This is a genomic window from Arthrobacter sp. 05L44, assembly GCF_056397605.1.
This window is the reverse complement of record NZ_JBFTNS010000001.1, coordinates 835,566-860,203: the sequence shown is the minus strand read 5'-3', so window position 1 is coordinate 860,203 and position 24,638 is coordinate 835,566. Positions and strand designations below refer to the sequence as shown.

Sequence of the window (24,638 nt, the reverse complement as noted above, 5' to 3'; positions counted from 1 at the left end):
CTAATATCCCCGCCCGGGGTGCTGGATTGAAGGAGTCTGCAATGGCTGGATATTTCGAGCTCGTGGATGCGCCCGACGGCGGCTACCGGATCAGGATGATGGACGCCACCGGCAGCCTGATGGCCGTCTCGGTGACGTTCCCGACCAAGCGGGCCGCTGTGGCCGGCATCGCCCAGGCCCGGGAAATCGCCGGCACCGGCCTGATCCGCGACCGCAGCGGCGACGGTCAGTCCGCCCTCCTGGCCTCCATGGCCAAGCGGCGCACCGGCGGCGGCGCAGGACGCGGCTCCTCCCTTTCCGGCGGCACCCTCGCGGCGACGAAGCGCACCCGTGCCCACCACTGACGCCGGCGGCCGGCGCCGGGCCGCGGTCCTCTTCGACGTTGACGGGACGCTGGTGGATTCCAGCTACATCCACACCCTCGCGTGGTGGCGGGCCTTCCGGCAGGCCGGCTACGACGTCCCCATGGCCAGCATCCACCGCTCGGTGGGAATGGGCGGGGACAAGCTCCTGGCCCACCTGCTGCCGGAGAACCGCGACACCGGGTCCGACGCCGACATCATGGCCTCCCACGCCGCCGTGTTCTCCACCTTCTGGCCGGCCCTCCGGCGGCTCGACGGGGCCCGCGAACTGCTGGCCCAGTGCTTCGACTCCGGCTTGGCCGTGGCCCTCGCCTCGTCCGCGCGGGACCGCGACCTCGAAATGCTCCGCGCCACCATCGATGCCGACGCCTACATCCACGCTGCCACCAGCTCCGCCGACGCCGAGGAGAGCAAACCGGCGCCGGACATCCTGATTGCGGCCCTCGACGCCGTGAAGGTGCCCGCGGCCAACGCCGTCTACGTTGGCGACGCCGTCTGGGACATTTACGCCGCCGGCAAGCTGGACATTCCGGCGATCGGCCTGACGTGCGGAGGCACCAGCGAGGCCGAACTCCGTGACGCCGGCGCCGTTGAGGTCTACGAGAGCCCGCGTGCCCTGCTGGACAACCTTGCCGGCAGCGCCATCGGCCAGCTGGCCGCCCGCGTCCGGGGCGCCTGAGCCTGGCCCCTTACTTGGGCGGCGGGTGCGGTGCGCCGTGGTGTGGGGGGCGATGTCAGCGGTCGGGAAACTTCTTCCAGCGTTTCAGGAAAGCGCGCTCGGCGACGGCCGCCAGCTGTTCTTCCCGGGCATGTAGCCGGCCGTAGGTGAACCCGTTCTCCCCGCTGCGCAGCGCCCGGGCGCCCAGCCCGGCCAGCCGCGCCCGGGCCACCACGCTGTCCTGGTGCACCCCGAGGACCTGCTGGATCTTACGGGCCGCCTTGGCCAGGCGTTTCGCACGCCGGTGCCGCTTCCGGGCGGATGTCCGGCCCGCATCGCCGTCGCCCGTGGAGCCCTTCGGCACCGAAGCGGCCAGTTCCGCGGAGTACCGGAGCCGCTTCGCCGCTTTGCGGACCTCATGCAGCGCCGCATCTCGGGCCGCCCCGGGGCCCGGGGGCCCATCCGGCGCGCCGCCGTCGTCGTCTCCGCCGGTCCCGACCCTAACGTCTTTGACCGAAGGGTCCTCCACCGCAAGGTCCCTGACCGGAAGGTCCTGGACCGTGCGCCGCAGCCGCCGCCGGTCACGGTTTGCGAGCTTTGCGAACCTTTTCCCGGGGTCCGCGGCCGCTTTCGGGCTTAGCGCCGCCGAAGCCACGAACCGGTCCAGGTCCGCGAGCAGCCGGGCGTAGCGCTCCCCGGCCACTGCCTCAAGGGCCGCGGCGAATCCGGCGGCCGTCAGGGCATCGAGTTCCTCATCGATCCTGAGGGCGGCCGGGCCGAAGCGCAGGTCCTCGGGTTCGTCCGCGAGCAGGGCGGACAGCCGTTCGTGGACGACCCCCGGATCGCGGGCCGCCCCGAGTGTCCCGGAGAGCCAGCGGAGTTCGGCGCGGAGCGGTTGCACCTCGCTGTCATCCAGCAGCGGCCGGCCTGAGGCGAGAAGCGAACGGAGCCGGCGCGCCGCCACCCGCATCTGGTGCACCGCCTCGGGCTGCTCGGCCCGGACACCGGGAGCGTGCTGGCGCAGCTCAGCCAGCTGCTGGCCGAGGTAGGCCAGCAGGACCTCGCCCGCAGTGGTAGCCACGCTTCACTCTACGACGCGGACGCAAGGCCCCGCCGGTGCCACAAGTTGGCACTTCGCGGCAATGTTTGCGACGCAAAGTCATAGGGTCGTTGCAACGCTCTGAAAGATGGAGCGTTTGATGGGCAACGTATCTTCCTTGGATTCCCGGACTGAGTTCTTTGATTTGGTGTGCGGCGGGATGTCGGTTCTGGCTGCTGCCCGGCGTGTCGGCGCGGCGCGTCAATCCGGGCGGAACTGGTGGGCTCAGTCTGGCCAGATGATGACTGTGAGCATGGGTGCTGTGGGCGGCCTCGCTGACCCGGCGCCCACGGCGGAAGGTCCTGGCCGGGCGCTGGGCCTTGCCGAGCGGGGGATGATCCAGATGGGCCGGCGCAGTGGAATGAGTTTCGCCAAAATCGGCGAACTGATCGGGCGGGACAGGTCCGTGGTGTGGCGGGAGGTGCACCGGAATACCGTTGAGGGCGGCGAGTATTTCGCCTCGATCGCTCACGCCAAAGCGCATCAGTCCCGGCGCCGGCCTAAACGGTTGAAGCTGGTCGAGGACGAGGCGCTGTGCCGGCTGATCGGGGTGTGGATGGATGACGGGTGGAGCCCGAAACTGATCTCGGAGATGTTGGCCTTCCACTTCGGCGACGATCAGACTATGCAGGTGAGCCACGAGACGATCTACCAGGCGATATACGTTCAATCCCGCGGCTCCCTGCGGGCAGACCTGGCCGGGAAGCTGAGCCTGAAGCGGAAACAGCGTGTTCCCCATGCCGCGGACCGGACGAAGAACAGCCCCTACAAGGAAGCGTTCAAGATCAGTGACCGCCCGGCCGAAGTCCAGGACCGGGCCGTGCCCGGGCATTGGGAGGGAGACCTGATTATCGGCTGCGACGGGACCGCGATCGGCACGCTCGTGGAGCGCTCAACCAGGTTCACGATCCTCCTCCACCTCCCCGGGGACCACACCGCCGAGACGGTCGCGGCCGCGATGATCCGGGAGATGGCCCAGCTCCCGGAGCACCTCCGCCGCTCGATCACATGGGACCGCGGAACGGAACTGGCCGACTACGTCCGGATCCAAACAGCTCTCGAGACCACGCTTTACTTCTGCGACCCGCACTCGCCCTGGCAGCGCGGGACCAACGAGAACACCAACCGGCTCCTGCGGTTCTGGTTCGAGAAAGGCTCGAACCTCTCCGTCCACACCCCCGAGGACCTCCGCCAGGTCGCTGCGAAGCTGAACCGCAGGCCCCGGCCTACCCTGAACCTCGAGACCCCGGCCAACCGGCTGAACCAGCTGCTGCAAGCGGCATAACCACCCGCGTTGCTCCGACCAGTTGACTTTGCCCGACGCACACTGCCGCGAAGTGCACACTCGGCATAGGCTGACCGGGACCGGACACCCGCCCGCCACCCCAGGAGCACCCCATGACACACCAGCACCAGCCCGGCAGGGTAGCCGTCGTCACCGGGGCGGGGTCCGGGATCGGCCGGGCGGTGGCGCGGCTTATGCTGGCCGACGGCTACCGTGTGGTCCTCGCCGGCCGCCGGGAAGAACCCCTGCAGGAAACCGGCGCCGGCCACGCGCAGGCCTTCGTGGTGCCCTGCGACGTCACCCGGCCCGACGACGTCGAACGCCTCTTTGCCAAGGTGGTCGGTCACTGGGGGAGGGTGGATGTGTTGTTCAACAACGCCGGGGTGTTCGGCCCGGCGGCGTCGGTGGATGAACTCACGGTCGCGGACTGGGAAGCCACCGCCGCCGTCAACCTGACCGGCTCCCTGCTGTGCGCCGCCGCCGCGGTCCGGGCCATGAAGGCCCAGACCCCGCAGGGCGGCCGGATCATCAACAATGGCTCCGTCTCGGCGCACTCCCCGCGGCCGCGCACTGTGGCGTACACGGTCACGAAGCACGCCATCACCGGGCTGACCAAGAGCATTGACCTGGACGGCCGCGGCTTTGGCATCAGCTGCGGCCAGATCGACATCGGCAACGCGGCCACGGAACTGATGGACCAGATCGGCGTCGGCGACGGAGCCCTGCAGGCCGACGGAACCCGCCGCACGGAGCCCACGTTCCCCGTGGAGGACGCAGCGCGCCGTACTGCTGATGGCCGGCCTGCCCGCCTCCGCCACCGTAGGCTCGCTTGTCATCACCGCCGCCGGGATGCCGTTTATCGGGCGTGGCTAAGTAGTGGCTGTCCCCGGACGGCGTCGGACTCGGACGACGTCGGACGCGGGGTTAACGGGAAAGGCCTCCGGGCCGGCGGGGCTGGTGAGCGGTTAGAGCGGCAGCAGCCTGGACAGGTCGGCCCGGAGCCCGGACGCGGCCACCTTCCCGGCTGCGACAGCGTCCGCCCAGCTGAGCCGGCCCGTGACCATGGCGAGCCAGGTGGCGGCGTCGCACTCGATGACGTTCGGGGGAGTACCCCGGGTGTGCCGGGGACCCTCCACACACTGGGTCACGCCGAACGGCGGGACGCGGACCTCCACGGAGTTGCCGGGAGCGCGGGCAGTGACTTCCTCGAGCGAGTAGCGCACGGCCGTTGCGATCGTGGCGCGGGGCACCGGGGCGGCTGACGGCTCGCCGCCGGTCGCTGCCTGGTCCGTGCCGGAATCCCGCCACGCGGCCAGCGCCGCCCGGCCCTCGTCCACCGGGATCCGGCGCCGTGAAACAGCCACCGCCCTAGTCCAGCAGCGCCGAGACGGCGTGGCCGAGGCGTATCTTGCCCACGGGGTGGCCGCCGCCCAGGACCGGCTCAACCACCTTTTCCAGCACGCTGGAGACCCCCGGAATATCCACGGCGCCCGCGGCCGCCAGGAGGGTCAGGCCCACCAGCGTGGTGGCGCGGATGTTGCCGTCGAGGACCTTGATCGCCACGGAGACACCCTGCGGGGTGGCCATGACCAGGACCCCCTCCGCGCCGATCTTGGCGAGGATCCCGAGCTCGTCCATCACGACCGTATTCGCCTGGCCCCGGCCCTGGACCGCCCACGGATAGTCCAGCATGGAGGTGGCGATCGTGGCGGCGCGGGCGTTGGAGTTCTTGTCGCCGGGGGCCTTGGCTAGGCGGGAGAAGGCGCGGGCCAGGCCGGTGAGGGAGATAGCTGCCACCGGGGCGCCGCAGCCGTCGATGCCCAGGTGCGCGATCCGCTCCTCGCTGTATTCCTCGATCACTGAGCGGATCCGCTGCTGCAGCGGATGGTTCGGTTCAAGGTAGCTGTGTGTGTCCCAGCCGTTCTCCGTGCAGGCCCACAGGAAGGCTGCGTGCTTGCCCGAGCAGTTGAAAGCGAGCCGGGACTTTCCCCGCTCGGTCCGGACCAGCCAGGTCCGGGCCGTCTCGTCCTCCGGCCACGCCTCCGGGCACTGGAGCTGGGTTTCCTTGACGCCGGCGGCCTTCAACATGCCTTCCACCACGTCCATGTGGTCCAGCGAGCCGACGTGGCTGCCGCAGGCGATGGCCACCTGGGCGCCGCGCAGCGGCACACCCGACTGCATGGACGCCAGCGCCTGGAAGGGTTTGAGCGTGGAACGGGCAAAGATCGGGGTGGTGATGTCGCCCAGTTCGGTGACGATGGTGCCGTCCGCGGCCATCACGACAGCCGAGCCGATGTGGCGGGACTCGATAAAGCCGCTGCGTTCAACCACTGCCAGTTCGACGGCGGACTCGACGGTAAAGGTGGCATGCGGGTTCAAAGGCATGCTGCCAGTCTAGGGTGCGCCGCGGGCCCGTTCCGGTTACTCCACGGTGACCATTACCGACTGCCAGCCGGAGGCGCCATCGGGCACGGGATCGGCTCGCTTCTCCGTCTGGACCTCGCCGGTACCGTCGGTGGCGCGGGCCTTGATGTAATGCGGACCCGGGGTGGCGTCCCAGTCGAAGGACCATTGCCGCCAGGTCACCACGGACGCCTCGGCGGAGAGGACGGCTTCGGTCCACGGGCCGTTGTCGATCTGGACCTCCACCTTGGTGATGCCGCGGGTCTGGGCCCAGGCTGTCCCGCCGATCGCGACCTTCCCGGCGGCGACCTTGGCGAAGGACTTGGGGACCTCCACCCGGGCCATGGTCTTGATGGGGCCGCGCTCGGACCAGCCGCGCTGGGTCCAGTAGGCCTTGTTGTCCGCGAACCGGGTCACTTCCAGGTCCACCACCCATTTGGTGGCCGAGACGAAGCCGTACAACCCGGGAACCACCATCCGGACCGGGTAGCCGTGTTCCAGCGGCAGGGCCTCCCCGTTCATTCCGATGGCCAGCATCGCGTCGCGGTCATCCTGCAGGACCTCCAGCGGTGTGGAGGCGCTGAAACCGTCAACGGAGGTGGAGAGCACCATGTCCGCTCCCTGCTTGGGGCGGGCCAGCTTCAGGGCATCCCGGATGGGCATGCCCAGCCATTTGGCGTTGCCGGCCAGGTTCCCGCCGACCGGGTTGGAGACGCAGGTCAGGGACACGTGGGACTCGATCAGCTGGGCGCCCAGCAGGTCCTGGAAGCTCAGCCGCACCTCCTGCTCCACCATGCCGTGGATCCGAAGTTCCCAGGACTGGGCGTCGATTTCCGGGACGCTGAGGGCGGTGTCAATGCGGTAGAAGTCCTTGTTCGGCGTCAGCCAGGGCGTCACGCCCGGGGCCTTGGACTGCACACCGGCGGGCACGGCGGCGGCCGGCCGGGCGGGGGCCGGAAGCCGGAGGGCTTCGCGGGCCTGCGCCACGTTGCTCCGGGCGGCGCTCAGGAGCCGTCCGCCCGTCGCCGCGGCGGCTGCGGCCACAGCGGTGATGCCGCTCGCGGTAAAGAAGGCACGCCGGGTGGTGGCGGGGCGGTCCGGTTCCTTGGCGCCGAGATCCGAGGCCACCTCCGGCCACTGCCGCATCCGCCACAATTTGCTGACCAGGATCCGCAGCATCACCAGGCCGGCTGCGGTGCCGATCAGCGAGGGGATGGCGTCCAGCGGTTTGACGCTGGCCCGTGTCACCACGCTGGCCACAATCACCGCACCGAGCAGGAGCACGCCGGCCACGCCCAGGGCCCACTTACGGTAGGCGACGATGCCCAGCACACAGGCCAGCAGCAGGATGGTCAGGCCCATGCCGACGAACAGGGCGGCCTTGTCGTTCGTGCCGAACGTGGCGATCGCGAAGTCCTTCATCCACGGCGGGGTGAAGTCAATGAACGTCGAACCGAGGGCGATCAGGGGCGTGGCGCGGGCCGTAAAGAAGGCCCCGATCAGCTCCGCGACGGCCAGCACGACGGCGGCCGAAACCACCCCCGCCAAGGCGGCGAGCGCGGTAGGTCCAGAGAGCAGCGCGGGCCGCTTGCTGGGCTGCGTGGTGGTGCCGGGCTTCCGGGTGCTGGGCGTCTTCATACAGGGTGTTCGTAGCGGCGGTGCCTGCGGATTGTCCCGCCGCCGCCAGCGGATGGGCATGTCCGGCGGCAGGTCACAGCTTAGGAGCCTGCGCGGTCCACAAAGTACCCTTGGGAACTGTGAAGGTACTTGTCATCGGCCCCGGCGGCCGCGAACACGCCATTGTCCGTTCCCTGCTCGCCGACCCGAATGTTTCCGAGGTCCACGCGGCCCCGGGCAACGCCGGCATCAGCAAGCTGGTCCCCACCCACGCCATCGACGACAATAATCCCGAGGCCGTCGCCGCGCTGGCCACCCGGCTGGACGTCGACCTCGTTGTGGTGGGCCCCGAGGCCCCGCTGGCCGCAGGTGTCTCCGATGCCGTGCGCGACGCCGGCATCCCGGTCTTTGGTCCCAGCAAGGCCGCCGCGCAGCTCGAGGCCTCTAAAGCGTTCGCCAAGGAGGTCATGGCTGAGGCCGGCGTGCCCACCGCGATGGCCCGGGTGGCGTCCAACGCCGCCGAGGCCGCCGACGCGCTGGACACCTTCGGCGCCCCCTACGTCGTAAAGGATGACGGGCTGGCCGCCGGCAAGGGCGTCGTGGTGACCGGCAACCGGGATGAGGCACTGGCGCACGCGCAGACCTGCTTCGACGCCGGCGGCACAGTGGTCATCGAGGAATTCCTGGACGGCCCCGAGGTGTCCCTCTTTGTGCTCTGCGACGGCAGCACCACCGTCGCGCTGTCCCCGGCGCAGGACTTCAAACGCATCTTCGACAATGACGAGGGCCCCAACACCGGCGGCATGGGCGCCTACACCCCGCTGGACTGGGCTCCCGATGGCCTGGTCCAGGAGGTCATCGACCGCGTCGCGCAGCCCACCGTCAACCAGATGGCCCTCCGCGGCACCCCGTTCGTCGGGGTCCTCTTCGTGGGCCTCGCGCTGACCTCCCGCGGCACCAGGGTCATCGAGTTCAACGTCCGCTTCGGCGACCCGGAGACCCAGGCCGTCCTGTCGCGGCTCAAGACGCCGCTCGGCGGCCTGCTGATGGCCGCCGCGAAGGGCGAACTGGAGAAGGCGCAGCCGCTGCGCTGGTCCAAGGAGTCCGCCGTCGCCGTCGTCGTTGCCGCCGAAAACTATCCCGGCACCCCCCGGACCGGGGACCGGATCCGCGGCCTGAAGAAGGTCGAAGCCATTGAGGGCGTGCACGTGATCCACGCCGGCACCCGGCTCGACGAGGAGGGCAAGGTGGTCTCCGCTGGCGGCCGCGTCCTCGCCGTTGTGGCGCTTGGGACGGACCTCGTGGAGGCCCGTGAACGGGCGTACGACGGCGTCGAACTGGTCCAACTCGACGGCGGACAGTTCCGCACCGACATCGGCGGCAAAGCCGCCCGCGGCGAAATCAAGGTGGCGGCGCCCGGCACGGCCGCCGCCGTCGCGAAAGCGAAGGCCTGAGCATGAACGCATCTGAATCGGCCATGCCCGCCGGCGGCCTGGACACCGAGACCCTGGACCTGCCCGGCTGGCGGCATGTCTACTCCGGCAAGGTCCGGGACCTCTACGTCCCGGCGGACCCGTCCATCACCGAGCGCCTGGGCCGTGAGTGTGTGCTGGTGGTCGCCAGCGACCGGATCAGCGCCTACGACCATGTCCTCTCGAGCGAGATCCCGGACAAGGGCCGCATCCTCACCCAGCTGAGCCTCTGGTGGTTCGAACAGCTGGGCGTGGAGCACCACGTCCTCGCCTCCACTGTGGCGGACGGCGTCCCGGCCGCGGTGGAGGGCCGGGCCATGATCTGCAAGAAGCTCGAGATGTTCCCGGTCGAATGCATCGCCCGCGGTTACCTGACGGGCTCCGGGCTGGTCGAATACCGGCAGTCCGGCACGGTGTGCAGCATTCCGCTGCCGGCGGGGCTGGTGGACGGGTCTCGGCTCGCCGAGGCCATCTTCACACCCTCCGCTAAGGCCGAGGTGGGCGAGCACGACGAGAACATCACCTACGACGCCGTCGTCGGACTGGTGGGCGACGACGTCGCCGGGCGGCTCCGCGAGCTGACCCTGGAGATCTACACCAAGGCCGAGGAGATCGCCCGCGCCCGCGGCATTGTCCTGGCCGACACGAAGGTGGAGTTCGGCATCGACCCCGCCACCGGGGTCATCACCCTCGGCGATGAGGTCCTGACACCGGACTCCTCCCGGTTCTGGGACGCCGCCACCTACGAGCCGGGCAAGGCCCAGCCCTCGTACGACAAGCAGTACGTCCGCGACTGGCTGACCTCGGCCGAGTCAGGCTGGGACAAGGCCTCGGACACGCCGCCGCCGGCGCTCCCGGCCGACGTTGTGGCCCGCACCCGCAGCCGCTACGTCGAAGCGTACGAGAAGCTCACCGGCCGCAGCTTCAGCTAGCCGCCGCCCCGCTGCCGGCAGCCTGCTACTTGCCGGCAGCGGCGGCTTCGGCGCGGCGCTGGGCCAGCCGGATTTCCAGGACCGCATCCATGGCCTGCTGCACGCGGTCCGAGGCGCCGGCCGCGCTGAACTCCTTCTGGGCCTCGTCCAGGTAGACGAGTGCTTCCTCGGACTCCCCGGCGGCCTTAAGCGCCTTGCCCAGCAGCAGGGCGACCTCCCCGGCCACGTGTTTGGCCAGCGCGTCGCGTTCGGCGTGGATCTCCCGGAGCTTCTGCACGGCGCCCACGATATCCCCGGTGAGGTAGAGCCAGCGCGCCCGGATGAATGCGACCTCCAGCCGGTCCGTCTTGTTGCCGCCGACGATCGAGAGGGCCAGTTCGGCGCGCTCGATCGAGGACAGGGTCTCCGGCTCGACAATCCCGGAGGACAGCCGGACCGCGGCTGAGGCCTTGTTGAACCGGGCCCACAGGTCGATGTCGTTCGCGGGGGAGAGCAGCTGGGCGGCTTTCTCGTGGTACTTGATGCCCTCGGCGTAGTCGTGCCGCATAAAGGCCACGTTCCCGATCACCCAGGCGACTTCGCCGGCGAGCTGGGAGATCGGCTGGTCATCCATCTGCTCGTTCATGTCCTGGCAGTACTGCCAGGCCTCATCCAGCCGGCCGCTTTCGGCGAGGGCGCCGATCAGGGCGCGCAGGGCGCCGATGATCAGGGTGGAACCCTTGGGCAGCTGGGCGCAGAGCCGCACCGCCTCCTGGGCGTGTTCGACGGCGACCGCCAGCTGGCCCTGGCCGTGGCACACCGCGGCCAGCATCTGCCGTGCGCGGACGCCCAGACCGGCCGACTCGGCGGCCATCGGGTGGTCCAGCAAGCGCTGCACCAGGTCCTGGCACTCCTTGAGGTGGCCCTGCTTCATGAGGCACTCGGCCTGCATGTAGGTCATGTTCCACCAGGCGCTGGTGTTCTTGCCTTCCAGGGCGATCTGGGCGGCGGTGGCGGCATGGCTGGCGGCGAGCGGGTAATCGCGCAGGTCCCAGGCCTGACGGGCGTACAGCCCGGCGAGCACGTATTCGGCGTCGCTGACGGACACGGGCTGGCTCCAGGCCTCCAGCGCCTTGGGGGCGAGCTCGAGCCGGCGGGCGAGTTCTTCGATGACATCCGCGGTCGGTTCACGGCGGCCGGTCTCCAGCAGCGAGATGTAGCTGGGCGAGAAAAGGTCCTTGCCCAGCTCCGCCTGCGTCAGGCCGCGCTCCAGCCGTTCCGCTCGGAGCTTCTCCCCGAATCCGTTCCCCACGGGTTCCTCCTAATTCCGGACAGTCTTTGTACTAAATGCTTGACAGTCTCTGTGCAAGTAATTTTACAATGTATGTCAACAAGGGCTCGTGCTTGCTTTGTAACTTTTCGAAGCGTATTTCCGACTCGTATTGAGGAACCCACATGTTTAAGAAGATTGCAGCGTCTGTCGCCTTGGCTGGTGCCCTGGCGTTCTCCGCAGCGGCTCCGGCAGTACTGTCAGTGAGTGCCATTGGTAACTGGCCGGACCCCATGAGCAACAGCACCCAGGCGATCGGCAACTGGCCCGATCCGATGAGCTCCACCAGCAGCCTTTCCGCTATTGGTAACTGGCCGGATCCGATGGCCAAGACCACCGGCATCGGCAACTGGCCGGACCCGATGTAACCAACTCTCCCGAAAGCCCCGGGATGCCCGCAAGGGTGTTCCGGGGCTTTTTCGTGCCCGGACCCGTGTCGAGTGCTCCGTAACCGCCCTTTGAGGGGTCTAAACGGCGGTTGCGCAGCAGTCGATGGTGTTCGACGGCGGTGTACGGTGCGCGCGCCGTCGGGAGGTTCCTGCACTCGTAGGGCACAAAAAAGGGGGCCCTCCGAGTGGAGGACCCTCTTTTGAATGGTCGGGATGACAGGATTTGAACCTGCGACCTCGTCGTCCCGAACGACGCGCGCTACCAAGCTGCGCCACATCCCGATCCGTTACTTCAAAAGCAACTTCACAAGAGTATCCGATCCGGGCTCCGGATGCGAATCGGCCGCGGGCCCTCGCGGGGGAGGGGCTTAGACCAGCGAGTCCTTCCAGGCGCCGTGCAGCTTGGCGAAGCGGCCGCCGCCTCCGATCAGCTCCTCGGGGGTGCCGTCCTCCACCACCCTGCCGTCATGGACCACCAGCACGCGGTCAGCGGTCTCCACGGTGGACAGCCGGTGCGCGATGATCAGCGCGGTCCGGCCCGCCTCGCCCGAGCTGACGCCCGCCAGGAGGCTCGCCAGGCCGGACTGGACCATCCGTTCGGAGGGGATGTCCAGGGAGGACGTGGCCTCGTCGAGGATCAGCACGGCCGGGCGGGCCAGGAAGGCGCGGGCGAAGCTGATGAGCTGCCGCTGCCCGGCGGAGACCCGGCCGCCGCGCTTGTTGACGTCGGTGTCGTACCCGTCGGGAAGGGCCGAGATGAACTCGTGGGCGCCCACAGCCCGTGCCGCGTCCTCGATCTCCTGCCGGGAGGCCTCGGGCCGGCCCAGCGCGATGTTGTCCGCCACCGAGCCGCTGAACAGGAAGGCCTCCTGCGTGACCATCACAACGTTGCGGCGCAGGTCCGCCGTCGTCAGCTCCCGCAGGTCCACGCCGTCGAGCGTCAGGGAACCCGAGGAGACGTCGTAGAAGCGGGCGATCAGCTTGGCCAGGGTCGACTTCCCGGCACCGGTCTGGCCCACCAGGGCCACGGTCTGGCCGGCGGGAATGTGCAGGTCCAGGGCGGGGATGATGACCGGGCCGTCGCCGTAGCGGAACTCGACGTTGTTGAATTCGATGCTGCCCTTGGCCGAGGGCAGGGCAACCGGGGTCTTCGGCGGCCGGACGGTGGGCACCTCCTCCAGCAGGCCCGAGACCTTCTCCAGGGCCGCCTGCGCGCTCTGGAAGGAGTTGTAGAACATCGCCATCTGTTCCACCGGCTGGAAGAACCGCTTGGCGGACAGGATCAGGGCCAGCAGCACGCCCACGGCCAGTTCGCCGCTGAGGACGCGGAAGCCGCCCACCAGGAGAACGACGGCGACGCAGACGTTGCCGATCAGCACGAGCCCCGGCTGGAAGACGCCGTTGAGGTTGATGGACCGGACCGTGACCTTGCGGTACTCCTCGGAGAGTTCGGCGTAGCGGCCGGCGTTCTGGCGTTCCTTGCGGAAGGCCTTGACGGCGCGGATGCCGGTCATGGTCTCAACGAAGTGCACAATGAGCCGGGCCGAAACGACGCGGGACTCGCGGAAGGCGATCTGGGAGTGTTTCTGGTACCAGCGGGACAGGAAATACATGGGGACGCCGGCGGCGAGCACAAGGAGACCGCTGCGCCAGTCGAGGGCGAACACAGTGACCGCGGTGAAGATCATAAACAGCATCCCGGAGGCGAGGGAGCTGACGCCGGAGTCAAGGAGTTCGCGGAGGGCCTCGAGGTCAGAGGTCTGCCGGGCGATGATGCGGCCCGAGGTGTATTTCTCGTGGAACTCCAGGCTCAGCCGCTGGGTCTGCCGGAAGACCCGGACCCGCAGGTCCAGCAGCATCGCCTGGCTCAGGCGCGCCGTCGACGTCACGTACACGGCGGTAAGTCCGGCGGTGGCGACGGCGGCGGCGAGGTACGCGGCACCGGCCAGTACCAGCGGGATGCTGTCACCGGCGCGCAACGCGGGCAGGGCGCGGTCGATGCCGAAGGCAATCAGCGCCGGCCCGGCCACACGGGCCGCCTGGGACAGGACGACGGCGGCGATGGTCAGCCAGAAGCGCAGCCGCACCGGGCGGATCAGCGAGGCCAGCAGGGCCAGGGAGCGGCGCCGGACGGCCTTGCTTTCGGACTTGGACAGATGCGCGTTGTCCTCGTTGGCGGTACCGAAGGTGGCCGTGGTCATCGGGACACCTCCTCGGCCTCGAGGGCGGACATTTCGGAGTCGAGGTCCCGCGGTTGCGGGTCCAGGCTGGCGATCACATAGCGGTAGTGGCTGTTGGTGGCGAGCAGTTCGGTGTGGGTGCCGACGGCGGCGATCCTGCCGTCCTCCAGTAGGGCCACCCGGTCGGCCAGGGCCACAGTGGAGGGCCGGTGCGCCACGATCAGGGTGGTGGTGTCCGCGAGCACTTCACGCAGCCGCGCCTCAACGAGTTCTTCCGTGTTGACGTCCAGCGCGGAGAGCGGATCGTCCAGGACCAGGACCTTCGGTTTGGCGGCCACGGTCCGGGCCAGGGCGATGCGCTGCCGCTGCCCGCCGGACAGGCTGAGCCCTTCCTCGCCGATCAGCGTGTCCAGGCCTTCCGGCAGCGAGTACGCGAAGTGGGCCTGCGCGGTCTCCAGCGCCTCGGCCAGGATCTCCTCGCGGCGCTCCGCGGACTCCCCGGCCGGGACGCCGAGCAGGACGTTGTCCCGGACCGAGCTGGAAAACAGGGTGGTGTCCTCGAAGGCCACCGCGACGACCGTGCGCAGGTCCTCCACGCTGAAGTCCCGCAGGTCCACGCCGTCGATAGTTACCGCTCCCGCGGTGACGTCGAACAGGCGGGGGACCAGCTGGAGCAGGGCGCTCTTGCCGCTGCCGGTGATGCCCACCAGCGCCATGGTTTCGCCGGGCAGGATGTGCAAAGTGATGTCCCGCAGGATCGGTTTGTCCGGCGCGTCCTCGAAGGCAAAGGTCGCGTTCCGGAAGTCCAGGGCGCCCTTAAGCTCCGCGGGGCGGCGCGGCTGATCCGGGCTGGTGATGGTGTTGACCGAATCCATCACCTCGTAGTGCCGGTCCACGGCGGTCTTGGCGGTGAGGGCCATGGCCAGCAGCATGCCGCAGAATTCGACCGGTGCCGCGATGACGGCGGCGGTGGCGAAGAAGGCCACCAGCGAACCGATGCTCAGCCCGCCGTCGGCCGCCAGCATCACGCCGACCACCAGGCCCGCGCCGAGGGCCAATTCGGGCAGCAGCGTCACGACCAGGCTGAAAGCCGCCAGGTGCTTGGCTTTCGCGATCTCGGTCTGGCGCAGCTCCTCGGCCTGTTCGTTGAAGTTCTCGAGTGCCTCGCGGCTGCGTCCGAAGGCCTTGAGGACGCGGATGCCGTGGACGGACTCTTCGACCGTGGTGGCGAGGTCCCCCGCCTGGTCCTGGCTGCGCCGGGCTACCTTGCTGAACCGGGTACGGAAGCGGAAGCCGTAGATCATGATCGGTACCGCGGCGGCCAGGAAGATCAGGGCCAGCTGCCAGCTCATGGAAAACATCACGACGACGCCGATCACGACGGTCAAGGTGGTGACCACCAGCATGATTGCCCCGAACGCCATCCAGCGCCGGAGGAAGTTCAGGTCCGTCATGGCCCGCGAGAGCAGCTGTCCGGAGCCCCAGCGGTCGTGGAAGGAGACAGTAAGATCCTGCAGGTGGTCGTACAGCGACACCCGCATCCGGGTTTCCACGGTGGTGGCCGGGTTGATGACGAACTGCCGGCGGAGCGCGACGAGCCCGGCTTCGGCGATCCCCAGCAGCAGAATCACAGTTGAGGCGATCCAGACGGCCTGGCTGCTGCCGCCGGGACGCAGCCAGTCATTGATGAGCACCCGCAGCACCTGGGGAATGGCCAGGGCCACCAGGCTAGCCATCAAGGCGGAGAGCAGGCCCATGACCAGGCGCGGCATAATCGGCCTGACGTGCGGATATAGACGGCGAATTGATGAGAAGAACGGGGTCTGCTTGGCCATGCCTGCTTCTTAGCTGCAACTGCGAAAGGGATTACGCAACTGGATGTAGTTTCCTGTAGCAACTACCCTAGGCCATCCCGTGACCCCGTTCACAGGATATTGTCCAGTTCCGGAATCTCGCCCAGTAATCATGTTCCGCAATGGTGGGGTGGGGGTGGGTGGCGGGGCGGGGCGGCCGGTGGCGGGCGGTGCCGCGCGGTGCCGCGATGGGTGGCGGGTAGTGGCAGCGTGGTCTGGACGCGGGACGACGGGCGGCGTGGTCTGGACGCGGGCCGGCTGGGGGCGTGGTCTGGACGCGGGACGACCGGCGTAGGTCCAGGGTCGCCGCGGCGGACATGCCCGTTCTGCGCCGGCCCGAACGGACATGCCCATTTTTCCGAGGCCCACATGGACATGCCCGTCCGTTCTTGGATGCCACTTTCGAACATGCCCATTTTTCCGAGCTGGCGACGGACATGCGTGTTCTGCAACGGCCCAGATGGACATGCTCGTCTCCGGCGCAAGGTTTGTCCGGACATGCCCACTCCTGGCGTCGGGGGATGGACATAATGCCACTATGTCCATCCCTGAGTGCCGGGGATGGACATGTCCATTGCTAGGGACCAAGGATGGGCATGCCCGTCGCCGAGGTGCAGGACTGACGGGCATGCCCGAAGCCGGCGTCTAGGGACGGACATGTCCGATGCCGAAGTCCAAGGATGGGCATGTCCGTCGCCGAGGGGCAGGAATGATGGGCATGTCCGACGCTGAAGACCAGGGATGGGCATGTCCGTCGCAAGGAGCCAGGCAAGGCCCCGCTCAGGAACGTGCGGTGAGGGTGAGCAGCACGACTTCGGGCTTGCAGGCGATTCGGACCGGCGCGAAGCGGGAGGTGCCGATCCCGCCGGAGACGTTTACCGGCGTCGTCCTTCCGTTGCTTTCCCAGTCGTGGAGTCCTTTGGCACGCCACGTGGGCAGGTCGCAGTTGGCGACGAGGGCGCCGTAGCCCGGGACGCAGATTTGGCCGCCGTGGGTGTGGCCGGCCAGGAGGAGGTCGGCGGCGTCCTCGGTGAAGTGGTCCAGCACGCGCTGGTACGGGGCATGCGCGACGGCGATCCGCAGGTGCGGTTTGCCGTCCTGGCCTTTAGTGCCGCGGGGCCAGCCGGCGTAGCGCTCCAGGCGCAGGTGCGGATCGTCGACGCCGGAGAAGTCGATGCGGAGTCCCTTGATCACCAGGGACTGGCAGCGGTTGGTCAAATCCACCCAGCCGCCCATGCCGAAGCCTGCCCGGAGCCGCGGCCAGTCGAGGGTGTCCGGGTCCTTCTGGGCTTTCGAGGGCCCCAGGAAGTAGGACGCGGGGTTCTTGAACCGCGGGGCAAAGTAGTCGTTGGATCCCGGAACGAAGACGCCGGGGAATTCCATCAGCGGCTGCAGGATCTCAAGCAGGGGGTCCACCGCTTTGGCGTGGCTGAGGTTGTCTCCGGTGTTGACCACCAGATCGGGGTTTAGTTCCGCGAGGGATCGGAGCCACGCGGCCTTACGGTTCTGGCCGGGAATGAAGTGGATGTCACTCAGGTGCAGCACCCGCAGCGGGCCGAACCCGGCCGGGAGGATGGGAAGCGTTTCTTCCCGAAGGACAAACTGGTTCTTCTCCCACAGGCCATAGCCGGCGGCGGCGGCGCCTGCTGCAGCCCCGGCAGCGGCTGTGACGGCGAAGCCGCGCCCGATGCTTCGGACGCGGCTGGCCAGGGTGGTTCCGGCGGGCACGGCTACGGCTTCTTGTTGCCGGGCTTAGTCGGCTGCGCGGACGGCGCGGAGGACGGGGCCGGGCTCGGCGACGACGGCGCCGTGTTGGAGTTGCTGTTCCCGCCGCCGTTGTTGCCGCCCGTGTTGGTGTTCGGCTGCTGGTATGGCGTGGGTTCGGTCAGCAGGTTCGACGGCGGTTCCGGGAACGGTTCGGTGCCGTACCCGGGCGCGATCTGGGACATGAACCGGGAGAACATGGGACCGGCAATCATGTAACCGTCGATGCCCTGGTAGAACTGGCCGTTGACCGTGATGTTCTGGCCCGAACGTCCCTGGGCGCCGAGCGGGTCACCAAACCAGGCGGCGGTGGCCAGGCCCGTGGTGTGGCCAACAACCCAGGTGGAACCGTTGTTGTTGGAGGTACCGGTCTTGGCCGCGATCGGGAAGTTGGTCACCGTCGAAATGCGTGGCTGGATCAGCGAGCCGGAGCCGCGGTTCAGGACTTCCTGCAGGGCGTAGTTCACGCCCCTGGCCACCTCGGGCTTGAGCGCGTCGCGGCAGTTCGTGGCCTGGCCGGGCAGCTTGCCCCCGGTCGCGTCCGTTACCGAGGTGATCGCGATCGGCGCGCAGTACCGGCCGTCGTTGGCGAAGGTGGCAAAGGCACTCGCCATGGTCAGCGGAGCGGTCTGGGTGGAGCCCAGGAGGTTGGAGATCTGGGACATATTGATCTTCGGGGTCGGCTCCTTGATGTGGCCGTTCGCGTCGAGGACAATCTTCCCGTCCTGGTCCCTGGTGGGCAGCCCCGAGTGCAGTCCGACCGCGTCCACGACCTTCTGGATCCCGCAGAAATCGAGCTGGGCGGCGGATGCGAACGTGATGGTGTTGATGGAGTTGTACAGGCCCTTGAGGACGGACATCGGCTTGTAATAGTCCGGTTCGGCGTTCTGCAGGTCCTCTGCGGCGCCCAGTTGCGCATCATGTTCGGGGGTGCTGTACGCGCCGGTGTTGGTGCCGCAGGTGTTCTTCCACGGGAAGTTCAGGGGGTACTGGCGCACGGAGCCGTCGACCACGGTGTTCATCGACTTGCCCTCGTCCAGCCACTCGGCGAAGGTGAACGGCTTCATGGTGGAGCCGGGCTGGGCGCCGCCGAGGCCGTTGAGGTCGTTGCCCTTGTCATCGAACCTGTCGACGTTGAAGTTCAGCTGCGTGTTGAACTTTCCCTTGGTTTCCAGCCATGAAGTGTTCTGGGCCATGGTGACGATCTTGCCGGTGCCCGGTTCCACGGACACCATGGACGCGCCCCACTTGTCCGGGTTCGCGCCGGCGGCGGAGTCAACCTGCGTCTGGGCGACCTTCTGGGCCTTCGGGTCCAGGGTGGTCTTGATGGTCAGGCCGCCGCGGAAGATCTTCCGTTCGCGTTCCTTGGTGTCCGCACCGTAGGCGGGGTTGTTCAGCAGCAGGTGCAGCACGTAGTCGCAGAAGTACGGCGACGTCGGCGAATAGGCGCAGCCCTGGCGCGGCTGGGTCACCTTGGTCTTGACCGGCGTGGCGACGGCGGCGTCGTACTGGGCCTGTTTGATCTTCTTCTGCGACAGCATGGCCTTGAGGACCAGGTTGCGGCGGACCTTGGCGTTGTCCGGGTTGGTGATGGGGTCGTAGAACGACGGGCTGTTCACGACGCCGGCCAGGAGGGCCGCCTGCGGCAGGGTCAGGTTCTTGGCGGAGGTGCTGAAGAAGAACCGCGAGGCAGCCTCGATGCCGTAAGCGTCACGGTTGAAGAAGACGATGTTGAGGTAACCCTCGAGGATTTGCTCCTTGGAGAACTTCTTCTCCAGCGCGATGGCGAGCTTCATCTCGCGGAGCTTGTCACCGACGCCCTTGTTAACACCGTTCAGCAGGACCTTGTCGCCCTTGCCCTCGGACTCCAGGGAGGAGTTGATGACGTTGTTCACGTACTGCTGGGTGATGGTCGAGGCACCCTGCTTGTTGCCGCGGGCAGTGCTGACCAGTGCGCGGAGAATACCGGTGGTGTCGACGCCGCCGTGTTCGTAGAAGCGGCTGTCTTCAATGGCGACTACCGCGTCCTTGATGTACGGCGACATCTGGTCCAGCGAAACCCGGGTCCGGTTCTCCTGGTACAGGTTGGCGATGACGCTGCCGTCCGCGGCCAGGATCTTGGTCGACTGGCTCGGCGGCTCAACCTTCAGTTCCGCTGGAAGGGTCTCAAAGAATTTGATCGAACCGCTCGCGGCGTTGCCGGAAACGGCGGCCGCCGGGACCAGCAGCCCCGCCACGAGGACACCACAAATCGCGCTCACGCCCAGGAAAAGGATGAGCTTTCCGAGGGTGGTGGCCGTGTCGAATAAAGGGTTCTTACCAGTCGCCATGTTTTCCACTTTACCGGCAAGGACTAGGCTTTACTTCATGACCAAATGGGAGTACGCCACGATTCCGCTCATTATCCACGCGACCAAGCAGATCCTGGACCAGTGGGGCGAGGACGGGTGGGAGCTCGTCCAGGTTGTTACAGGCCCCGATGGAAACGGCCTGGTTGCCTACTTGAAGCGGGAGAAGAACTAGCAATGACCACCCCCGAAACAGCGGCGCCGGCCACGGCTGTGAGCACCGCAGCTCCGGCCGCCAGCACCGCCGGCCCGGCCGAAAGTGCCACGGCAACCGGCGCGTCGTCCGCCGTCGAACAACGCCTTGCCGAGCTCGGCCTGACGCTTCCCGACGTTGCCGCCCCGGTGGCCGCATACGTCCCCGCCGTGATCTCCGGCAACCACGTGTACACGTCCGGCCAGCTGCCCTTCATCGGCGGCAAGCTGGAAGCGACCGGCAAGGTCTCCGGCGGCACCGAGGCCGCCTCGGATGAGCCCACCGTCTCACCGGAGGCAGCCAAACGCTACGCGGAGATCTGCGCCGTCAACGCCCTGGCTGCCGTCAAGAGCGTCATCGGTGACCTCGACCGGGTCACCCGCATCGTCAAGGTGGTCGGCTTCGTCGCTTCCGACCCCTCGTTCACCGGCCAGCCCGGTGTTATCAACGGCGCTTCCGAGCTCCTGGGCAAAGTCCTCGGCGACGCCGGCCAGCACGCACGCTCCGCCGTCGGCGTTGCAGTCCTGCCGCTCGACTCCCCGGTCGAGGTCGAACTGATCGCCGAATTCGCCTAAAGGCCGGTCGCTTCCTTTGCCGCACTTAGCACGACGCCTGTTTGTCCTCCCCCCGGATCTTGAGGAGGCCGCCCGCAGCTGGATTGACCACGGCGAGCGGACCCCCCGGGCGCCCCGGTTCGCGTCCTCCGTGGTCCTGCTGCGCGATTCGCCCACCGGTCTGGAAACCTGGCTGGGTTACCGGCCCGGCTCGTCGCCGCTCGGCGTGCTCGCCTTCCCCGGCGGCTCGCTCGAATCCTCCGACGACGACGCCGTCGGCTGGCTTGGTCCGCCGCCACAGTGGTGGGCCGACCAGATGGGAACGCCCGACGTCGGGCTGGCGCGCCGCCATGTGGTGGGCGCCATCCGTGAGCTGTTCGAGGAGACGGGCGTCCTGCTGGCCGGCCCGGACCTGTCCACCACCGTGGAGGCCACGTCCACGTCCGAGTGGATGCGCGCCCGCGAGGCGGTGGCAGACCAGGAAAAGTCGTTCACCGACGTGCTTGCCAAGCGCGGCCTGTCGGTTCGTACCGACCTGCTCAAACCTCTGGTGAACTGGCTTAGCCCCGACTTCGCCCACCGCCGCTTCAACACCCGCTACTTCGCTGCGACCATCCCGATGAACCAGCAGCCCTCGATGCTGGCCAGTAAGGGCGTGTGGGCGCGGTGGGTGTGTGTCCGCAAGGCCGTGGAGGGCCGTGACACGACGGTCCTCGGCGACGAGGTGGGCCAGCCGAACACGGTGGGGCTGACGCTCGGCCAGCTCCTGGTACCCGGCTCGGAGATCATGCTGGAGAAGATGGCCGCAGCCAACGGCTGCATCGCCTACCTGAGCTACAAGCGCAAGGCCCACGCCTACCAGCCGACCCTGGTGGAAGAGGACGGCCGGCTCATGCTCGAAGTCGAAGCCGCCAAGACCGTGGCGGGGGAACCGCAGCGCGAACGGTAGAACGCAGCACAAGTCCGGATACAGCGAAGGGCCGGCTCCGATCGTTCGGAGCCGGCCCTTCGTATGCCTACAGGCGCAGTGGGCCTAGCGGGAACGCTGGCGCAAACGCTGCATGTCGAGGATCACAACGGCACGGGCCTCGAGGCGCAGCCAGCCGCGCTGGACGAACTCGGCGAGGGCCTTGTTGACCGTTTCGCGGGAGGCGCCGACCAGCTGGGCCAGCTCTTCCTGGGTCAGCTCGTGGGCGACCAGCACGCCGTCGGTCGCGGGTCGGCCGAAGCGGTCGGCCAGATCCAGCAGCGCCTTGGCCACACGTCCCGGAACGTCCGAGAAGACGAGGTCGGAGAGTGAGTCGTTGGTGCGGCGCAGGCGGCGGGCCAGGGCCTGCAGCAGCTGTGCGGAAACCTCCGGGCGGGTCCGCAGCAGGGCGTTGAGGCTCTCGTTCTTCAACCCGGCCAGGCGGGTCTCGGAGACCGCGGTGGCCGTGGCGGTCCGCGGGCTCGGGTCGAACAGGGCCATTTCGCCGAACAGTTCACCCGGGCCGAGGATGGCCAGCAGCGATTCGCGGCCGTCCGGGGAGGTGCGGCCAAGCTTCACTTTGCCGGAGACGATGAAGTAGAGCTGGTCACCCTGGTCGCCTTCCCGGAAAACCGAGGCTCCGCGTGAGAGGTCCACCTCGGTGAGTTCGTCCGTCAGCAGACGGAACGCCTCGTCGTCGAGCGTGGCGAAAAGGGGTGCGCGGCGCAATACCTCGATATCCATGAAATCTCCTGACTTACTGTGTCGGCTGGGGCGCTTCAGCCATTGTTTCAGAATTTTGCGGCTTCTGTGACGTACTTGGCACCGAAACGCGCTTTGCGGCGGGCACGTGACGGGCCGGCCCCGTCCCGGGCCGCGCATCCGGCCACGGTCGTCATCACCGCCCGCGCCCCGTCCAGCCCGGAACCCGGCCCCGACAAACAGTCAGCCTGCGCCGGTAGAATAAGGGACCTACCAGTCCCTAAGGAGCCCCGGTGTTCGGCTTGACCATCCTGGACCTGGCGTTGATTTTGACGCTCTTGTCCTACCTGATCTACGGCTTGCGGAACGGCTTCCTGGTGACGCTGGGCGGCATCGCGGGCTTCGCCGCCGGTGCCGTGGCCGCCTTTATGTCCGTGCCGATCGTCAGCGACCTCGTGGACGACCCGGGCTGGCGCCTCACCGCGATCATCGCCACGGCCGTGCTCCTGATCATGCTGGGCCACGGGCTGGGCACCATGATCGGCCGGCGGATCCGCAGCGTCGTCCGGATCAGCCCGCTCCGCCTGGTCGACCGGGTGGTCGGCGGCGGGGTCAACCTCGCGGTGTCCGCCCTCGTGATGTCCATGCTGGCGTTCAGCATCAGCGCCCTGGGTGTTCCTTTTGTGTCCCAGCAGCTTGCCGATTCGAAGGTGATCGGCTTCATCGACGGCGTCACGCCCACGCCGCTGAAGACGTCCATGGCGCAGCTGCGGTCGGCCGTGATCGGGGACGGTATCCCCACCCTGTTCGAGGGAGGCGTCGGCAGCCGGCCGGTGCCGGTTCCGGATGCCAGCACCGACACCCCGGCACTGAACAAAGCCGCCGCTTCCGTACTGAAGATCGCCGGCACCGCGTACCAGTGCGGCCAGAACCAGACCGGCACCGGTTTTGTGGTCTCGCCAGGTCGCGTCGTGACGAACGCGCACGTGGTGGCCGGCGTGCCGGAGCCTGTGGTCGAGGTCCCCGGCGGCGGGGCGCTTCCCGGCCGGGTGGTCTACTTCGACAGCCGGCACGACCTCGCCGTGCTGGCCGTGGACGGACTGCCCTCCGCTCCGCTGCCCATGGGCCAGGACCTGCCCGCCGGCAGCCCGGCCGCCTTCGCGGGCTACCCGCACGGCGGTCCGTTCCAGTCGAAGCCGGCAACCGTGCGCGACATCACCACCGTCCTGGTCCCGGATATTTACGGGAACAACGCCGCCGCCGAGGACGTCTACCGGCTGGCGGGCGACGTCCAGCCGGGCAACTCCGGCGGCCCCTTGCTGACCACGTCCGGGCAGGTGGCCGGCGTCGTCTTCGCCAAGTCAACCTCTGAACCCTCGCTCGGATTCGCCATCACCATGAATGATCTCGCCCCCGTCGCCGCCCGCGCTGCCGGGCTGGGCACCGCCGTTTCGCCGGGTCAGTGCATCAAGAAATAGCCGCGAGGTGTTCGTAGCCGCACCTTAGCCCGCAGGCGCTTCGATCCACTCCAGGCTTTGGCCGTGCGGTCCGGCGATCGCCACGGGCAGCCCGTCTTCGAGCAGCAGGAAGCGGCCGCCCAGACGCGATTCGTCCATTTCCGGCACCACGCTGGAGCCGTCGGCCTGCACGATCACCATGTGGCCCTCGTTAGAGATCCAGTGGCAGCCGCGGTCGGCTGCCAGCAGGCCAATCGTGTCGCGGAAACGCTCCCGGCTCTCCGCGTCGAGGTAGGCCATCACGGCGCTGTGGAATACCACCAGGGCGGCGTCCGGCGGTGCCTGGTCCGCCAGGGCCACGAGTTGTTCGTTGAGGTCCCCGGCGACCAGCAGGGGCGGATCTGCGCGGGCGACGCTGATCGCTTGGCGCAGCCGCTGGCGGCGGAAGTCCTGCTCCGGCCAGATCAGGGCCTCCAGCCAGGCGACGTCGTCGGCGTTCCGGATGTCCAGGGGATTGAGGTCGATCCCGGCGCGCCAGGCCACCTCCGGCAGCACGGCTGGCAAAGGCACCGGGCCGGCCGTGGAACACCGCAGGACAGGGTAGGTCCCGGCCGCGGCGCCCGCAGGATCGAGGCGCGTCAGGGCACCGGGCCCGGCGTCGAACTCGTAACCGTAGCGGTCCGGGTACAGGGTGAGCCCGGCCGACGCGCCGACCTCGATCAGGGCCAGTGGCCGGCGCTCCGCTGCGGCGATCCGCGCCAGGGACGGCAGGAGCGCGGCGCAGCGGCCGGCCTCGTTCGTCTGCGTGGAGCGCGCGAGGACGGTCCGGGAGACGGCGCCCCAGTGACGGTCCAGGAACTGCCGGAACTCCGGGTAGGGGCTGATCCCGGCGCCCAGGAAGCGGGCGGCCGCCAGCATCAGCAGCGGCTGGCGTTTGTTGTGCGGCCACTGATCGATCCGCCGGAGCAGCGCGGGATCGTCGGCGATGCCCAGCGACCACTCCGCGTAGCAGGCGGAGTTGCCGGGCGCGTCGACGGTACCGAAGTGCCGGTACCAGTCCGAGGTCCGGGTGGGCCCGGCATCCGGGGCCATGG

General features: G+C 68.4%; 21 protein-coding genes, 1 tRNA gene and 1 pseudogene. 11 read left to right on the top strand and 12 right to left on the bottom strand.

Annotation, left to right across the window (positions count from 1 at the left end; all coding sequences use genetic code 11):
- Window positions 1–41 precede the first annotated feature (41 nt).
- Together AC1DHY_RS03980 and AC1DHY_RS03975 are read left to right on the top strand one after the other, a co-directional pair.
- Window positions 42–344, top strand: a complete 303-nt coding sequence (locus tag AC1DHY_RS03980; RefSeq protein ID WP_476903185.1) for a YegP family protein — start codon at window positions 42–44, stop codon at window positions 342–344.
- Window positions 331–1,041: an HAD family hydrolase gene (locus tag AC1DHY_RS03975; RefSeq protein ID WP_476880699.1), complete on the top strand. Its 711-nt coding sequence runs from the start codon at window positions 331–333 to the stop codon at window positions 1,039–1,041. Before AC1DHY_RS03980 ends, AC1DHY_RS03975 begins: the two co-directional genes overlap by 14 nt.
- A gap of 55 nt (window positions 1,042–1,096) precedes the next feature.
- Here AC1DHY_RS03975 and AC1DHY_RS03970 read toward each other — a convergent pair whose 3' ends face one another.
- The gene (locus AC1DHY_RS03970; protein WP_476903184.1) at window positions 1,097–2,101 is read right to left on the bottom strand and encodes a CHAD domain-containing protein; all 1,005 of its coding nucleotides are present in this window, start codon (window positions 2,099–2,101) and stop codon (window positions 1,097–1,099) included.
- 118 nt (window positions 2,102–2,219) lie between these two features.
- Between AC1DHY_RS03970 and AC1DHY_RS03965 the strand changes: the two genes are divergently transcribed.
- Both AC1DHY_RS03965 and AC1DHY_RS03960 read left to right on the top strand, forming a co-directional pair.
- Window positions 2,220–3,404, top strand: a complete 1,185-nt coding sequence (locus AC1DHY_RS03965) for an IS30 family transposase (protein WP_476880462.1) — start codon at window positions 2,220–2,222, stop codon at window positions 3,402–3,404.
- A gap of 113 nt (window positions 3,405–3,517) precedes the next feature.
- Window positions 3,518–4,277 (top strand): annotated as a pseudogene (locus tag AC1DHY_RS03960) (SDR family oxidoreductase).
- A 92-nt stretch (window positions 4,278–4,369) separates the two neighbouring features.
- Here the strand turns inward: AC1DHY_RS03960 and AC1DHY_RS03955 are convergent.
- The 3 genes from AC1DHY_RS03955 to AC1DHY_RS03945 are packed head-to-tail and all read right to left on the bottom strand — an operon-like array spanning window position 4,370 to window position 7,445.
- The gene (locus AC1DHY_RS03955; RefSeq protein WP_476880461.1) at window positions 4,370–4,768 is read right to left on the bottom strand and encodes a sterol carrier family protein; all 399 of its coding nucleotides are present in this window, start codon (window positions 4,766–4,768) and stop codon (window positions 4,370–4,372) included.
- Between the two features lie 4 nt (window positions 4,769–4,772).
- Window positions 4,773–5,789, bottom strand: a complete 1,017-nt coding sequence (locus AC1DHY_RS03950) for an asparaginase (protein WP_476903183.1) — start codon at window positions 5,787–5,789, stop codon at window positions 4,773–4,775.
- 36 nt (window positions 5,790–5,825) lie between these two features.
- The gene (locus AC1DHY_RS03945) at window positions 5,826–7,445 is read right to left on the bottom strand and encodes a molybdopterin-dependent oxidoreductase (RefSeq protein WP_476903182.1); all 1,620 of its coding nucleotides are present in this window, start codon (window positions 7,443–7,445) and stop codon (window positions 5,826–5,828) included.
- A gap of 119 nt (window positions 7,446–7,564) precedes the next feature.
- Between AC1DHY_RS03945 and purD the strand changes: the two genes are divergently transcribed.
- Both purD and AC1DHY_RS03935 read left to right on the top strand, forming a co-directional pair.
- Entirely contained in the window at window positions 7,565–8,878 is a 1,314-nt protein-coding gene (gene purD / locus AC1DHY_RS03940) for a phosphoribosylamine--glycine ligase (RefSeq protein WP_476879937.1), read from the top strand.
- Between the two features lie 2 nt (window positions 8,879–8,880).
- Window positions 8,881–9,828 carry a phosphoribosylaminoimidazolesuccinocarboxamide synthase gene (locus AC1DHY_RS03935; RefSeq protein WP_476903181.1) on the top strand — a complete coding sequence of 316 codons (948 nt, stop codon included), beginning with the start codon at window positions 8,881–8,883 and terminating at the stop codon, window positions 9,826–9,828.
- Window positions 9,829–9,853: 25 nt separating this feature from the next.
- On the opposite strand, the gene AC1DHY_RS03930 is transcribed toward AC1DHY_RS03935, so the two are convergent.
- On the bottom strand, window positions 9,854–11,119 hold the full coding sequence (locus AC1DHY_RS03930) for a helix-turn-helix domain-containing protein (RefSeq protein ID WP_476879939.1): 1,266 nt from the start codon (window positions 11,117–11,119) through the stop codon (window positions 9,854–9,856).
- Between the two features lie 143 nt (window positions 11,120–11,262).
- Between AC1DHY_RS03930 and AC1DHY_RS03925 the strand changes: the two genes are divergently transcribed.
- Window positions 11,263–11,505, top strand: a complete 243-nt coding sequence (locus tag AC1DHY_RS03925; RefSeq protein WP_476903180.1) for a hypothetical protein — start codon at window positions 11,263–11,265, stop codon at window positions 11,503–11,505.
- A gap of 226 nt (window positions 11,506–11,731) precedes the next feature.
- Here the strand turns inward: AC1DHY_RS03925 and AC1DHY_RS03920 are convergent.
- The 5 genes from AC1DHY_RS03920 to AC1DHY_RS03900 form a co-directional block, all read right to left on the bottom strand.
- Window positions 11,732–11,808, bottom strand: a tRNA-Pro gene (locus tag AC1DHY_RS03920).
- A gap of 86 nt (window positions 11,809–11,894) precedes the next feature.
- Window positions 11,895–13,727, bottom strand: a complete 1,833-nt coding sequence (locus AC1DHY_RS03915) for an ABC transporter ATP-binding protein (protein WP_476879940.1) — start codon at window positions 13,725–13,727, stop codon at window positions 11,895–11,897.
- Window positions 13,724–15,541: an ABC transporter ATP-binding protein gene (locus AC1DHY_RS03910; RefSeq protein WP_476903179.1), complete on the bottom strand. Its 1,818-nt coding sequence runs from the start codon at window positions 15,539–15,541 to the stop codon at window positions 13,724–13,726. The genes AC1DHY_RS03915 and AC1DHY_RS03910 overlap by 4 nt, the downstream gene beginning before the upstream one ends.
- A gap of 798 nt (window positions 15,542–16,339) precedes the next feature.
- Window positions 16,340–17,287, bottom strand: a complete 948-nt coding sequence (locus tag AC1DHY_RS03905; RefSeq protein ID WP_476903178.1) for a metallophosphoesterase — start codon at window positions 17,285–17,287, stop codon at window positions 16,340–16,342.
- A gap of 2 nt (window positions 17,288–17,289) precedes the next feature.
- The gene (locus tag AC1DHY_RS03900) at window positions 17,290–19,653 is read right to left on the bottom strand and encodes a transglycosylase domain-containing protein (RefSeq protein WP_476903177.1); all 2,364 of its coding nucleotides are present in this window, start codon (window positions 19,651–19,653) and stop codon (window positions 17,290–17,292) included.
- Window positions 19,654–19,690: 37 nt separating this feature from the next.
- On the opposite strand from AC1DHY_RS03900, the gene AC1DHY_RS03895 reads away from it, so the two are divergent.
- From AC1DHY_RS03895 to AC1DHY_RS03885, 3 genes are read left to right on the top strand one after another with little or no spacing between them, the layout of a single operon-like run.
- Window positions 19,691–19,846, top strand: a complete 156-nt coding sequence (locus AC1DHY_RS03895; RefSeq protein WP_476880481.1) for a DUF4177 domain-containing protein — start codon at window positions 19,691–19,693, stop codon at window positions 19,844–19,846.
- 2 nt (window positions 19,847–19,848) lie between these two features.
- Window positions 19,849–20,439, top strand: a complete 591-nt coding sequence (locus tag AC1DHY_RS03890; protein WP_476903176.1) for a RidA family protein — start codon at window positions 19,849–19,851, stop codon at window positions 20,437–20,439.
- 16 nt (window positions 20,440–20,455) lie between these two features.
- The gene (locus tag AC1DHY_RS03885) at window positions 20,456–21,367 is read left to right on the top strand and encodes an NUDIX hydrolase (RefSeq protein ID WP_476903175.1); all 912 of its coding nucleotides are present in this window, start codon (window positions 20,456–20,458) and stop codon (window positions 21,365–21,367) included.
- 84 nt (window positions 21,368–21,451) lie between these two features.
- On the opposite strand, the gene AC1DHY_RS03880 is transcribed toward AC1DHY_RS03885, so the two are convergent.
- Window positions 21,452–22,129: a Crp/Fnr family transcriptional regulator gene (locus tag AC1DHY_RS03880; protein ID WP_011693220.1), complete on the bottom strand. Its 678-nt coding sequence runs from the start codon at window positions 22,127–22,129 to the stop codon at window positions 21,452–21,454.
- 251 nt (window positions 22,130–22,380) lie between these two features.
- On the opposite strand from AC1DHY_RS03880, the gene AC1DHY_RS03875 reads away from it, so the two are divergent.
- Entirely contained in the window at window positions 22,381–23,565 is a 1,185-nt protein-coding gene (locus AC1DHY_RS03875; RefSeq protein ID WP_476903174.1) for a MarP family serine protease, read from the top strand.
- A 24-nt stretch (window positions 23,566–23,589) separates the two neighbouring features.
- On the opposite strand, the gene AC1DHY_RS03870 is transcribed toward AC1DHY_RS03875, so the two are convergent.
- Window positions 23,590–24,636: a DUF2332 domain-containing protein gene (locus AC1DHY_RS03870; RefSeq protein ID WP_476903173.1), complete on the bottom strand. Its 1,047-nt coding sequence runs from the start codon at window positions 24,634–24,636 to the stop codon at window positions 23,590–23,592.
- Window positions 24,637–24,638: the final 2 nt, after the last annotated feature.